The sequence below is a fragment of the Marinobacter sp. SS8-8 genome (genome assembly GCF_030540945.1).
Lineage (GTDB): Bacteria > Pseudomonadota > Gammaproteobacteria > Pseudomonadales > Oleiphilaceae > Marinobacter.
On sequence record NZ_JASSVN010000006.1, the window covers coordinates 204,862 to 217,254 of the forward strand.

Genomic DNA, 12,393 nt, shown 5'->3' on the forward strand with positions numbered 1-12,393 from the left:
CGGACCAGAGTGCACTAGGCTTTTACCAGCACCGTGCATGGATCAGGAGAATAAAATGGCTACCACAGACAAGCCAATCGCTTTGGTGATCGGGGCAGGAGACTATCTGGGGTCGGCCATAGCCCGGCGCTTTGCGCGGGAAGGGTTTCACCTTGTGATCACCCGTCGCCGCGGCGATCTGGGTGCACTGAGCGCCGAAATCACTGCGCTGGGATCGAGTGCGACGGCGATTCACTCCGATGCCCGTGACGAGGCACAGGTCAGCGAGCTGATCGACCGGGTGGAAGCCGAGCTGGGCCCCCTTCGGGTGGCCGTGTTCAATGTGGGAGGCAATGTCCGGTTCGACATCTGCGAGACCACCACCCGGGTTTATCGAAAAGTCTGGGAAATGTGCGCGCTGGCAGGATTTCTGGTCGGGCGGGAAGTGGCAAGGAAGATGCTGCCTCGCAACGAAGGCACCATCCTGTTCACCGGAGCATCGGCCAGCCTCAGAGGCGGGCGTGGTTTTGCGGCCTTTGCCGGTGGCAAACATGCCTTGAGGGCATTGGCCCAAAGCATGGCCCGGGAACTGAGCCCCCAGGGTATCCATGTCGCCTACGTGATTGTTGACGGCCTCATTCGCAACGAGGCAACCGCTGAATTTCTGCCTGATCTTTATGCCAGCAAGGGCGATGGGGGCATCATTGAGCCCGACGACCTCGCGGAAATCTACTGGCAGCTCCATAAGCAGCCCTGTTCGGCCTGGACATTCGAGCAAGATGCGCGGCCATTCGCAGAGTCCTGGTAGACCATTACACACAACAGGTATTGGATATGAGCAAACGTATCGACTTCTATTACGATTTCATAAGCCCTGCGTCTTACTTTGCATTTATGCGGTTGTTGCAGCTTACTGAAGGCGGGTCTGTGCGTATAAATTACAAGCTGATCGTGCTTGGAGGCATATTCAAAGGCTCAGGCAACACCTCTCCAGTCACAATCCCTGCGAAATGGGATTGGATCAAAGCCGATTTCCAGCGCCAAGCCGATTACTATGGCATTCCATTTCAACTGAATCCGCACTTTATTTTCAGCACAGTCAACGCAATGCGTGGAGCACTTTGGGCACTATCCGAGGACCGGATTGAAGAATACAACCGCGCTATGTTCTCGGCTGCCTGGGAGAAGGGCCAGGATCTCTCATCACATGAAGTGCTCAGGAATACGCTGACCGGAGCGGGATTTGATGCAGATGAAGTGATGGCGGCAATTGGCCGGCCCGCAATAAAAACTGCACTCGTGGAAGTGACGGACGACGCAGTCCAACGAGGCGTATTCGGAGCCCCAACCTTTTTCGTCAAGGATGAAATGCACTTTGGACAGGAGAGGAGGCTTTACAGCGCCATGGAACGCCGGAGATCTTCAACACCGATCAGGGTGTCCAGTTCACCAGTGAGGCCTTCACAAGCGTTCTCAAAGATCATGGCATCCGGATCAGCATGGACGGAAAGGGCTGCTACCATGACAACATCTTCGTGGAACGGCTCTGGCGCAGCGTCAAACATGAGTGCGTCTACCTCACAGCCTTCGAGGATGGACACCACTTGAAGCAGGCGCTCCACCGGTACTTCCGGCATTACAATCAGACCCGGTACCACCAAACCCTTGATTACCAGACACCCGATGAGGTGTACTACGGGCAACCCATAGCCTTGGCCGCCTGAGCCAGGGAAACAACTGGATCATAGCTTAGGGACACCATCAGGTTGTCCAACTGATTACCAGATTGTGGACGAGCGTATCGTTGGCCGCAAACCCGCAAGCCTGCTTGATGCAGAGGCGGCTGCGTTGCCCCTGACTACCATCACGGCCTGGGAAATGCTCTTCGACCATTTCGGTCTTGAACAGCGGGTGGCCGGGGAAATCACACCGACCGACGACGTGATTCTGGTGGTTGGTGCTGCCGGAGGAGTTGGCTCCATCCTGATACAGTTGGCCAAAAAGCTTACTGGAGCCACTGTGGTTGCCACGGCCTCCCGTCCTGAGTCTCGGCAATGGGTGGAATCACTGGGCGCGGATTTTGTCGTGAGCCACAGAGAGCCTCTGCAGCCACAGATCGAACAGCTGGTGTCCGAAGGCAAGATTGCTTCGATCACCCACGTGGCCAGCCTGAACGCCACCGATCAGTATTTCGATGACTACGTGGCGGTGCTGCGGCCGTTTGGCAAGATCGCTATGATTGACGACCCGGCGTCCCTGGACGTCATGAAAATCAAATCGAAAAGTCTGGCGCTGCACATTGAGTTCATGTTTGCCCGCTCCATGCACAGCGTCGATGACATTCAGGTTCAGCATGACCTGTTGGAAACGGTGGCGAGCCTGGTGGACCAAGGCCACATCCGCACCACGGCCGGGAAGAATCTTGGGCTAATCAACGCTGAACATCTGCGAACGGCCCATGCTGAGCTCGAGTCCGGAACGGCCGTGGGCAAGATTGTGTTGGAAGGTTTCGAATAATCGACCAGTGCTCGGACAGTGTCAGGCCGTTATTGGTAACGCTATAGTTACCGACTGCGGCGGCTGCCCGTAGAAGCGCTTGAATTCCCGGATGAACGCGCAGATTCAGATCGCACCGCTGAGGGAATCCTCAAGACACTGATCGACCGTGGGCCCGGTAACTCTCACCAATCCAGAGGACTACACTATGAGCCGGATGAGTTGCTGGGCAAGCAGTGCTTGCGGTGACGAATTTTCCGCCCAAACAGATAGAACCTTTCGTTCCCGAGTGCCTGATAACGGGTCTCAAGACCGAAGCCGGGGCTGTAGCGCTTGTGGCTCCTGACTTTGAAGTAAAGAACGGAGAAAGACTCTTTTAGTTCATATTGCCTGAGGCGCTTATGTGAACGCCTCAATCTCAACGATTACATGATGAACGTTTCCCTGGCGACTTGCGGTGTAATGCCATCCAATCCGTTGACTGAGGGTGGTGGTCAGCTCCAGTCCGAGCCCGTAGCCGGTGCTCTCTGACGGTTTTGTGGAAGCGTTCTGCGCATCTGACTCTGCTGGATTAGTGATCGTAATGCGATTTTCACGCTGCTCAACGATGACAGTGCCTTCCCAGCAGTGTTGATAGGCATTGCGGATCAGGTTGCCCAGAATGATGCGCGCAGGAACCAGAGGTACAGTGCAGTTGTAGGGAAGGGTACTGATTTCTGTGGTCACAGGCTTTCCAGCCAAAAGATACGTCATCTCGGCAGCCAACTCCCGTATCAGCTCCGGTAAGTTGACAGTCTGAGACTGCAGTGGCATATCTGGCTCGTAATTCAGCCAGAGCAGGGTTTCGGTAAGGTGTTTCATGGTCAGACTGGCGCGGTCGATTCGATCTATGATGCTCTGTTCGTCCGCGAGCCTTTCACGCTTCTGTGCCAGTTTTCGCTGCAGCTCGATGTTGGAGCGGATTATGCTGATGGGTGTTCGGAGTTCATGGCTGGCGTGTCTTAGAAACCGTTGTTCGCGGTCTACTGCCTGCTGAACCGAGGAAAGACTGTTTCGGATAAGCTCCGCCATTTCGTTCAGTTCGAGATAAGAAAAGTCTGGCACAGGATGTGAGAGTTTTTCGTTGTCCAGGGAATGGGTCCAGGCTCGCAATTTGGCCATGGGGCGGGACACGTGCCGAAGTAGCAGCCAGCCAACAATAGAAATAAACCCAATAACCAGGACACTGACCGTCAGGGTGAACATCCGGTTTTGCCTGGCGGCTTGGGGGAGCACTGTCGATGCTTCTGGAGACGTGAGTTTCTGGCTCAGATAAAGCGGACCGTTTGCAGTGTCGTAGCGCATCGCAAAGATGATGGACCCCGGGCGGCTGAACAAAGTGCGGTCTGCTTTTTTCTGCAAGTTGGCGGATTCACCCGGTCCATTGGGAAAGGCGCTACGGGCATAAGCTGGCAAGTTGCTCCATTGTGTCGCGACGTCAAATCCACTGAACTCTCTGGCCTGCTGCCTTTCCCCAGCGCCGATCACCTCGCTGAACGTGCGGGCTGTCTTTTCCATATTACTCGCCATCGCCGCATCGAGCCCCCGAATGAAATGCTCTTTGGAAACCAATAAGTAGGCGGCGATCAAAATGAGTCCCAAGGCCAGAAAGGACACAATCAGTACGGCTCTGAGGCTAATCCTGGATTTGAACATTAGCTTTGCCTGTTCCGGGAGGTTTGATGGCAAAGCCGGCTCCGCTGATGGTGTGCAGGAGGGGCTCGGGAAAGGGGCCATCGATGGCCTTGCGCAGGTTATAAATGTGAACTTTCAGACTGTTGCTGTCGGGGTGGTCGTCCCCCCAGGCAGCGTCCATCAGTACCTCCCTTGATACCGGGGACGGTGAGGCACGCATAATGCATTCAAGCAAGCGCCAACTCGTGGGCGACAGTTTCAGGGCCTGACCGCTTCGCCAGACGCTTCGCTCACTGAGGTTCATTTGCAAATCACCGCAAGTGAGTTTCTGGCTCTGGCCGCTCCGCCGGTGCGAGAGTGCCCGGACCCTGGCTAGTAGCTCCTCCATTTCAAAGGGTTTGACCAGATAGTCATCCGTGCCGGCACTGAACCCCTGGAGTTTGTCATCCAGTTGGTCGCGGGCTGTCAGCATCAGTACAGGGGTATCGTTTCCCTGGTCACGTAACTGTTGGCAAAGCCCAAGCCCATCAAGACGGGGCATATTGATGTCCAGCAACAGGACGTCGTAACTGTTTTTTTGTACCAGCTTAAATCCGGCTATGCCGTTGCTGACATGGTCACAGATAAACCCTTCCAGTTCGAGGTATTGCACGAGTGTCTGGGCCAGGTCCAGATCGTCTTCCGCCAGTAGCAGTTTTAACATGGATCAGCCTCTTGTTTATCCGGGTTCACAGTAAACCAGTGGCGGATCTCTGTGAACCGTTCAACTACGTCGTGTTGAATAGCCACGAGAACCGGGATCAGGATCAGGGTGATTACGGTTGCGAACATAATCCCATAGCCCAGGGCGACAGCGGCTGGTATCAGAAACTGAGCCTGAGCCGAGGTTTCGGACAACAAGGGTGCAAGTCCGGCAAAGGTGGTGAATGAGGTCAGCAAAACGGCGCGGAGACGGCTACGGCAGGCTTTGCTGATGGCTTCGAGCTGGTGGTCAGCATCGGGTTTCAGTTCATTGTATCGCGAAACCAGTAAAAGACTGTCATTCACGACGACGCCGCTAAGAGCAATGATGCCATTGAGAGACAGGATGCTGATGGACAGGTCGTTCACCCAGTGTCCCAGAATGGCTCCGACGATGCCGAACGGAATGGCGGTCATGATCAGAACTGGCTGAATATAGGATTTCAGAGGGATTGCCAGTAGCATGTAGATGACCAACATAGCGATCATGAATACGTGCACCATGGAGGTCTGGGTTTCGGCCTGCTGCTCTGCTTCGCCGGCAAAACTGATGTCGAGCCCCGGGTATTGCCGCTTCAGCGCAGGAACCAGTTCCTTCTGAAGGCTGGCTACAAGTTCCGATGCAGACAGGACATCCTTGTCCACATCAGCGGATAGATACAAGGCACGCTTGCCGTCAATGCGGGTAATGGTGTCTCGGTCATAGCCATAGGTCGTTGTGGCAACCGTCGAGAGCGGTAGCACGATGCCGTCATCAGTCCGGATACTGGCATTGAGCACGTCGATCGGATTTTCGCGTGCGTTTTCCGGATAGCGGACTTTCACCTCGACTTCGTCATTGCTCCGTTGGAAACGTTGGACCACCTGACCACTGAAGGCCTGAAGAACTTGCTGGGCGAGGGAGTCCATGCTGACACCAAGTGCCTTGCCCTGAGCGTTCAGTTCCAGGAAAAGTCGGGGCTGACTGGCTTCGATGTTATCTTCAATACCGCTGACGGCCGGAATATTGGTGAGCTGTTCCTTGATGTCCCGGCCGGCTGCTGTCAGAAGGCCATCGTCAGAGGCTCGCAATTCGATACGAAGCGCGTCCACCATCTCAGGTCGGCTGGCAATACTCAGGGTTCTTACCCCTTCGGGCGTCCCGGACTGCTGTTTCCAGAGACGAGAGAACGTGATGATGTCGTAGGGGGAATCTGGCGTCAATTCTACGGTCACTTTTCCGGACTGGTCACTTTCAGCCAGCACCTGAAGGTTGGCGATGCCGGTTTCTGCTTCGGCCCCTGCGTCAGCAATGAGCTGTTCGTCGATTTTATGGGCCTTTTGTTCAAGGAGCAGCAAGGCTGAGTGGGTGAGACCAAAACTTGCGTCTGTTTCCATTGTAATCTCAGCCCGGATCGTATCGCCGGGTATATCCGGGAAAAAGCTGGTCCGGACAGCGCCAGTGAAAGGCATAGCTATAACCAGTGCGAACATGGCTGCAAACAGCACCAGTACTGCATAGCGGTAAGCGAGAGCCCACTCGATGATCGGTTTGTAGATACGCTCGTTGAACCACTGCAGTCCGGAGTCTGCGCCGTGCTGGGTGCGTCGCCAGGCCTCAAGGAAAATATTGCGACTGGTTCTGCGATGGGTATCGAGGTGCGCCAGATGCGCCGGCAGGATGAGCTTGGACTCCACGATTGACAGTAACAGGCAGATTGTAACCACGGCTGCAAACTGGGCGTATATCTGCCCGAGTTTTCCGCTGAGATTCGACAGGGAATAAAAGGCGACCACCGTTGTGAATACGCCAAAAAGCGTGGGTACAGCGACCCTGAGAGTGCCTCGGATTGTGTTGCGAAGGGTGTCGCCCTCCTGCTTCCGAACCGTATAGACGCTCTCGCCCACGACCACAGCATCATCCACGACAATCCCCAGGGCCATGATAAAGCCGAAGGTGGTGAATTCATTCAGCGAGAGACCGGCAAAACGGTCGCCCATAAAGTAGAGGGTTCCGAAAAAGATGAATGGCAGGCCCATGGAAACCCAGAAGGCGACCGTCAGGTTAAGGAAGAGTGCGAGAAGCACGAATACCATCACGATGCCGGTCAGAGCATTACTGATGAGCAGATCCAGACGTTCACTGATAAAACCGCTGCGATCGTACCAATTGGTGAGTTCTACTCCCTGGGGCAGATTGCCGTTGCTGTGCCATTGCTCGACAACCTTCCTGGCGGCTTCAACTGTCTCGGTGATGTCATCCATACCCGTGGTGATGACCTGAAGGCCCACACTGTTTTCGCCTGCAAAACGGGACAACACGGAGGTGTCGTCGTCATAGGTGTCGTTGATAGAGGCGACATCTCCCAGGGAAACGATCACACCGTCACCGCTGGTAACCAGCGGAATCGCTGCAAATTCTTCTTTTAGGTAAGCTTGCTGCGAGGCTTTCAGTTGCAGGTAGACCTGTTCGCTCTTCAGCACCGCTGTCATCGTGCTGGAAGACCCCTGATTAATCGCATCTTCCACATCCGTCAGGGAAAGACCGTAGGCCTGCAATCGCCCCTCATCGATCTCTATGGCCATCATGGGATCAAGCCATCCGGATTTACTGACCCGGCTGATGTCAGCATTTGCAAGAAGGTCGGATTTCAGTTCTTCTGCCAATTGCTGCAGAGTATGACGATCCGTGTCACCATGCAGTTGCAGCCAAAGGGAGTGTTCCTCTCGTTCGGCTTTTTCAATAACGGGGCTTTTGGCGCTGGCCGGAAACGTGGAGATGGCATCCACCTTGTTCTTGACGTCCCGCAGAAGCACGTCCAGGTCGTAATCACTCTTTTTCTCTACCGTGACCGTTGCTCCGCTCGCCGTGGAGGAGCTCGTGATATCCTTGATACCGTTAACTTCTTCCAACTGCTCCTCGATCTTAATAGCCAGGCCTTCCTCCGATTGTCTGGCCGAGCCGCTGTCGTAACTGACCGAGATCGTCAGAGTGTCGGGCTCTATGCTGGGGAATGCTTCTTTGCGCAGATCTCCGGCCTGCATCAGTCCAAGACCGATGACGAGTGCCAGCAGCAAATTTGCAGCGACCGGATTATTGGCGAACCAGGGTATGATCCCTTTTTTCCAATGCTGATCAGTCATTGGATGTCTCCACCGGGTTGACGCCCATCCCAGGCATGTAGGTGCTCAATGGATGAATCAGTACGTTCACACTGTCGTTGTAGAGCGATGCTGGTGGACGGACATATATCGACTGCTCGTCACTGGCGACCGGATCTGCTGAGAATTTGGCCAGGACTCCGTCGGTTTCGTACCAGATTTCTCCCCGTTGGCTGAGTGAGGACGGTGGAAGGCGCCAGAGATTCTCCAGTTCCCTGCCCTGGATTAGGGCTCTCACAAAGGTTCCGGGTGAAAGAATTTCCGGCTCTTCCAGTGGCCGGTCCAGAGCCGCAATAACAGATCGCTGCCGGGTGGACTCGTCCAGATGAAGCTCGGTTCGCTGGATATAGCCCTGCCACTGCTTGCCTGTCTCGACCGAGATTAATGTTACGGGCCAACTTCCCTGGGTAAGTACCTCAATATCCGGTAGGTTTTGCCAGTCACGCTGAGCAAGGGGCAGGGAGACTTCGATCCGGTCGGCGCTGTAGAGATCGGCAAGGCTGCTTCCGGCCTGCACGTAACTGCCAGGGGACACGTTGCGACTGACAATCAACGCGTCGAAGGGGGCCTGTACATGGGCCTGCGCCAGATCTTTCTCTGCGCTGACCACTGCAGCCTTGGCTTAAGAGACTGCGGCTTTGGCTTCCTCAACCTGGGGCTCATGCAAGACCAAAGGAGAGTCGGGTTCGCCGGTCAAGCCGGACCCCTTCCACTCGGCTATTGCTTGTTCGGCTTCTCTCTCGGCCTCAAGAAGATCAACCCGCGCACTGGCAAGTTGGTTTTTTGCGCTGGCAAGCGCAGCACGGTAATCGCTGTCCTCCAGGCTCAAGAGAAGATCACCTTTGTGCACGATACGCCCGGTTTCGAAAGCTGCCGCCAGCTCCGAGACCTGGCCGGAAATCTGCGCGGAGAGAGTAATCTGAAATCGGGACCTGGCTGAACCGAAGGCTTCGAGAGCGACGGTGTGGGTTTCGGTGATTACCTGAATGACCCCGACATCCGGTGAAATACCGTTATCTTCTCGTTCCGGCAGAGGCCGGTTTTCCTGCTGATCGATCTTCTGGCCATTGTAGAAAAATACACTGATCAGCACGCCGATGGCGGCAAACAGAACTAGCCATTTTGCGTATGGTCGGATCATCGCTGATCGGTCTCCTTGATTCCCAGCCCCAATGCGAGTCCCAGCGTGACTCGATTGCCAAGGCGCTCGTAAGTTAAGTCGTTGAGTTGTGACTCCAGATCGAAGGCCGATTGCTGCACCTCTAAAAGGTCCAGCACCGAGACCAGCCCGTTCCGGTACTTTTGCTGATACTGTTTGAAGTTGCTGTGGGCACTGGAGAGGGCGATTTCTATTTGCTCCCGTTGCGCTCCGAGGCTCGATTCCCTGCTAATCGCATTCTCGACTTCCTTTACTGCGGTCAGTAATGTCTCTCGATAGGCTTGATAGCTTTGGGCGGTGGCCAGTTCAGCTGCTTCTGCATTCGCCCGAAGCTCACCGCCGCGAAACAATGGTGCCGTTAGCTGGCCAAGCAATGACCACACCGGATTCCGCAACAAAGCATCACCCGGTGAGGTTCCTGTGTCGCTGAGGGCGGCTTCGAGGTTGATGGATGGCAGCATCTCCTTGTAGGCGACGGATGTTCGGAGATCACTTGCCTTTATGGCTGCGTAGGCGGCTTTGAGGTCCGGACGACGCTGCAACGTCTGGTTGGGGAGATCGGCCAGTGGAACCAGGACCTCCGGATAGTCGGACGCAATTACAGTGCTGCCCTGGCTCCGGCCAAGCAACAGGTTCATTGCCCTTTGCTGTTGTTGCAGAGATTCCTTGAGGCCAATCAATGTTGATCGGGCGCTGGCCGCAGTACTCCGAGCACTGTCGAGATCCTCCAGATCGCCCATGCCCGAGCGATAGCGCTGTAGAATCCACTGCTCATTCCTTTCAAGCAGATCCACGCGTTGCTCCTCAATTGCAATGGCTTGATTGAGGTTGATCAGCTTGAGCCAACTTTGCATCACCTCCGCTGCTAGGGTATCCCGGGCATACTGATAGAGCGCCTGCTGTTCTGCGACATCGTTGGCAGCCGCTGATGTCTCGTTGGCGAGTCTTGACCATAGATCCAGTTCCCAGCTCACAGTCACTGATCCCGTATAATCAGCATTGGCACCTTCGGTCTTGCTGCCACTGAGGGCGGCGTCAACCGTAGGCAACTGAGTGGCGCGGGTAGCAAGGTATTGGCTTTGCAGAATATCGAGGGCCAGCAGCGTTTGTTGCAGCTCTGGATTGTTCTCCATTGCCTGACCCAGAATTTCCTCCAGAACAGGACTATCCAGGAGTTCGTTAAGATATGTGGTCTCGGTATCACTGCTGATCTGGGACCAGGTTTCGAGCCTCATCGTGTCCTGTTCGGCCAGGTGTTCGTAATCCGGATGTTTACCGAGGGTACTGCAGGCTGTAAGCAGTGCGCTCAATACAAGAATGATTGGCGCGCTTGAGATTAATTTGGACACATTCACCGTTTTCCCGAGGCTTGTTTGAGTTCGGGAGGAGTTTAATGTGGGCAGGGTTAAGGAGGGGTTAAGAGCAGGCTGGTATCAGCAGGATGTGATTTCAGACCTGCGCAAGCAGACCGCCAAAACCGCGAAATCAAACGCCTGACCATAATACTCAGGAACTGGAAGACTTGGCCAGTCTCTTCAATGCCTGTTCGGATGGTGCTGCCATTACCTGAGTAGGGCGGGTGGCAGAGAAGATGCAGGTTGCATATGCTCGCTATTGTGTCCATCTGCAGGCATCTTGAACAACAGTGGTTTGAACCATCCAATAAGAGAAGCGATTATGTCGAGTGAAAATCGTCCGGGCGTGCTTTTGGTGGAGGACTGCCCCTTTAGCGCAAAGGCCTATCAAATTTTTCTGCAGAGTGACTATGCTGTGCGAGTGGCCCATACAGGCACAGAAGCTCTGGAACAGCTAGCCCAGCAGAACTTTGACGTGGTTATCACCGACGTCAGGTTACCGGACATGAGCGGTCTGAGCGTTCTGGATAAGATTCAGGCCGAGATGCCATCACTGCCGGTCATTGTAATCACCGCTCATGGTTCCGTTGATATGGTGGTTGATGCCATGCAGCGCGGTGCCAGCGATTTTATTTCCAAGCCGTTCGACGAAGCTCGTCTCGAGGTCACACTCAAAAACATCCTCAAAAAGCAGAAGCTCGAAGAAGTTGTTCAGCAGTACGAGAAAGTCTACAGGCGTGACCAGTTTCATCGGATGCTCGGTGCCTCACTGCCCATGCAGAATGTTTACCGTATCGTCGAAAGTGCCGGGAAGAGCAATGCGTCGGTTTTTATTACTGGTGAGAGCGGCACCGGCAAGGAATTGTGCTCAGAGGCTCTGCACGCGGAGAGCCCTCGGGCCAACGCTCCGTTTATTGCTTTGAATTGTGCCGCAATTCCCCGTGATCTCATTGAAAGCGAAATATTTGGCCACGTAAAAGGCGCATTCACCGGGGCGTCGGCGGCTAGAGACGGCGCTGCGCTGCGAGCGTCTGGAGGTACACTTTTCCTGGACGAAATTGGAGAAATGCCGCTGGATCTTCAAAGCAAACTCTTAAGGCTGATCCAGTCGGGAACCTTTACTCCAGTGGGAGACAGCAAAGAGCAGAAAGTTGATATTCGCTTTATTTGCACAACGAACCGGGATCCGCTCCGTGAAGTGCAGGAGGGGCGTTTTCGTGAAGACCTGTATTATCGATTGCACGTAATTCCTGTTCATATGCCTCCATTGCGCGAACGTGGAAGCGACATAATGCTGATCGCTCAGTCGTTGTTAAAACAGCATGCAGAAGACGAGAAGAAGGATTTTCGAGGTTTTAGCAAGGATGTTGAGAATGTCTTCATGCAGTATGACTGGCCCGGTAACGTCCGGGAGCTGAGCAACGTGATCAGGAATGTGGTGGTTTTGAATGAGGGCAGTGTCGTTGAGATGTCGATGCTGCCTAATCCGATTCAGTCTCAGAAATCAAAGGGCAGCAGGGCATGGGCGATTGGGAATAATCCTCCGGCCTTTGGGGAAGTGGCTACAGTACCACGAACCGAAGGCGGTCCCGGTGATGTTGCTGCTGCGATTCAGTCCGATTCAGGTAACCAGGAAATCCTGCCGTTCTGGGTTGAGGAGAAGCGCATCATCGAATCCGCCATTGATAAGTGCGGCGGCAATGTGGCGCGGGCTGCTGCCTTTCTGAAAATCGGTGTCTCAACCATTTATCGCAAGAAACAGCAGTGGGATAGAGCGCAAATACCCGGGAACTAATCTGAATCCCATTTTGAGAATGCGCGATTTGAGATTTCTCGACATGACTATAA

General features: G+C 54.5%; 9 protein-coding genes and 2 pseudogenes. 5 read left to right on the top strand and 6 right to left on the bottom strand.

Translation table 11 applies throughout. The annotated features are described in order from the left end of the window. Positions 1 to 55 precede the first annotated feature (55 nt). From QPL96_RS08800 to QPL96_RS08815, 4 genes and pseudogenes are all read left to right on the top strand, one after another. Complete coding sequence (locus QPL96_RS08800) at positions 56 to 787, top strand: SDR family NAD(P)-dependent oxidoreductase (protein ID WP_303287017.1); 732 nt, start codon at positions 56 to 58, stop codon at positions 785 to 787. 86 nt (positions 788 to 873) lie between these two features. Beyond that, positions 874 to 1,308 (top strand): annotated as a pseudogene (locus QPL96_RS08805) (DsbA family protein); the annotation flags it as partial. Positions 1,309 to 1,364: 56 nt separating this feature from the next. After that, positions 1,365 to 1,703, top strand: a pseudogene (locus QPL96_RS08810) (transposase); the annotation flags it as partial. Positions 1,704 to 1,716: 13 nt separating this feature from the next. Beyond that, positions 1,717 to 2,496 carry a zinc-binding alcohol dehydrogenase family protein gene (locus tag QPL96_RS08815; protein ID WP_303287045.1) on the top strand — a complete coding sequence of 260 codons (780 nt, stop codon included), beginning with the start codon at positions 1,717 to 1,719 and terminating at the stop codon, positions 2,494 to 2,496. Positions 2,497 to 2,874: 378 nt separating this feature from the next. Here the strand turns inward: QPL96_RS08815 and QPL96_RS08820 are convergent, their stop codons facing one another. The 6 genes from QPL96_RS08820 to QPL96_RS08845 are packed head-to-tail and all read right to left on the bottom strand — an operon-like array spanning position 2,875 to position 10,539. Continuing rightward, the gene (locus QPL96_RS08820) at positions 2,875 to 4,170 is read right to left on the bottom strand and encodes a HAMP domain-containing sensor histidine kinase (RefSeq protein ID WP_303287018.1); all 1,296 of its coding nucleotides are present in this window, start codon (positions 4,168 to 4,170) and stop codon (positions 2,875 to 2,877) included. Continuing rightward, positions 4,151 to 4,852: a response regulator transcription factor gene (locus tag QPL96_RS08825; protein ID WP_303287019.1), complete on the bottom strand. Its 702-nt coding sequence runs from the start codon at positions 4,850 to 4,852 to the stop codon at positions 4,151 to 4,153. Before QPL96_RS08825 ends, QPL96_RS08820 begins: the two co-directional genes overlap by 20 nt. After that, the gene (locus QPL96_RS08830) at positions 4,846 to 8,013 is read right to left on the bottom strand and encodes an efflux RND transporter permease subunit (protein WP_303287020.1); all 3,168 of its coding nucleotides are present in this window, start codon (positions 8,011 to 8,013) and stop codon (positions 4,846 to 4,848) included. Before QPL96_RS08830 ends, QPL96_RS08825 begins: the two co-directional genes overlap by 7 nt. Further along, positions 8,006 to 8,641 carry an efflux RND transporter periplasmic adaptor subunit gene (locus QPL96_RS08835; protein WP_303287021.1) on the bottom strand — a complete coding sequence of 212 codons (636 nt, stop codon included), beginning with the start codon at positions 8,639 to 8,641 and terminating at the stop codon, positions 8,006 to 8,008. The genes QPL96_RS08830 and QPL96_RS08835 overlap by 8 nt, the downstream gene beginning before the upstream one ends. A 12-nt stretch (positions 8,642 to 8,653) precedes the next feature. Then, positions 8,654 to 9,172, bottom strand: a complete 519-nt coding sequence (locus QPL96_RS08840; protein ID WP_303287022.1) for a biotin/lipoyl-binding protein — start codon at positions 9,170 to 9,172, stop codon at positions 8,654 to 8,656. Continuing rightward, positions 9,169 to 10,539, bottom strand: coding sequence for a TolC family protein (locus tag QPL96_RS08845; protein ID WP_303287023.1), 1,371 nt, complete (start codon positions 10,537 to 10,539; stop codon positions 9,169 to 9,171). Before QPL96_RS08845 ends, QPL96_RS08840 begins: the two co-directional genes overlap by 4 nt. Before the next feature lie 328 nt (positions 10,540 to 10,867). Here QPL96_RS08845 and QPL96_RS08850 point away from each other — a divergent pair, with 328 nt between their 5' ends. Next, positions 10,868 to 12,340 (top strand): sigma-54 dependent transcriptional regulator, encoded by a 1,473-nt coding sequence (locus QPL96_RS08850; RefSeq protein WP_303287024.1) that lies wholly within the window; start codon positions 10,868 to 10,870, stop codon positions 12,338 to 12,340. Positions 12,341 to 12,393: the final 53 nt, after the last annotated feature.

Excerpts from the sequence above, each read along its gene's own strand:
- QPL96_RS08800 (WP_303287017.1), top strand. The coding sequence starts at position 56 with ATGGCTACCACAGACAAGCCAATCGCTTTGGTGATCGGGGCAGGAGAC.
- QPL96_RS08820 (WP_303287018.1), bottom strand. The coding sequence starts at position 4,170 with ATGTTCAAATCCAGGATTAGCCTCAGAGCCGTACTGATTGTGTCCTTT.
- QPL96_RS08825 (WP_303287019.1), bottom strand. The coding sequence starts at position 4,852 with ATGTTAAAACTGCTACTGGCGGAAGACGATCTGGACCTGGCCCAGACA.
- QPL96_RS08830 (WP_303287020.1), bottom strand. The coding sequence starts at position 8,013 with ATGACTGATCAGCATTGGAAAAAAGGGATCATACCCTGGTTCGCCAAT.
- QPL96_RS08840 (WP_303287022.1), bottom strand. The coding sequence starts at position 9,172 with ATGATCCGACCATACGCAAAATGGCTAGTTCTGTTTGCCGCCATCGGC.
- QPL96_RS08850 (WP_303287024.1), top strand. The coding sequence starts at position 10,868 with ATGTCGAGTGAAAATCGTCCGGGCGTGCTTTTGGTGGAGGACTGCCCC.